The following is a 610-nucleotide window of genomic DNA, read 5'->3' on the forward strand; positions in this document are numbered from 1 at the left end:
GTTGCTGTGCGAGCAGGGGGTCACCGTGCTCAACCAGACGCCATCGGCGTTCAAACAGCTGATGCAGGTGGCCTGTGCCCCCGCCAATGCAGCAGCCAAACCCGCCCTGCGCTACGTGGTGTTCGGTGGTGAAGCTCTCGACGTGCATAGCCTGCGCCCTTGGTTCGAGCGCTTCGGTGATCAGCAGCCGCAACTGATCAACATGTACGGCATCACCGAGACCACGGTGCACGTCACTTACCGTCCAGTCAGCCTTGAAGACCTGGCCGGTGATGCGGCAAGCCCCATCGGCGAGCCGATCCCGGACCTGTCGTGGTACCTGCTCGATGCCGACCTGAACCCGGTGCCAAAAGGCGCCATCGGCGAGCTGTATGTGGGGCAGGCCGGTCTGGCGCGTGGTTATCTCAAACGTGCCGATCTCACCGCCACGCGCTTCGTGCCCGACTCGTTCTCGTCCCGCGGCGAACGCCTGTACCGCACGGGCGACCTGGCGCGTTATCGCCAGGATGGCATCGTCGAATACGTCGGCCGCATCGACCATCAGGTCAAGATCCGCGGCTTCCGCATCGAACTGGGTGAGATCGAGGCACGTCTGGCGCAACAGGCTGCG

Annotated in this window: 1 protein-coding gene; it reads left to right on the plus strand. The window is 64.1% G+C overall.

Annotated elements, in window-relative coordinates; translation table 11 throughout:
• Positions 1-610, plus strand: a 610-nt coding sequence (locus tag FW760_RS26025; RefSeq protein WP_446444119.1) for an AMP-binding protein, incomplete at both ends; no start/stop codon positions are given.

It is taken from the genome of Pseudomonas sp. 1176_21 (assembly GCF_052850635.1).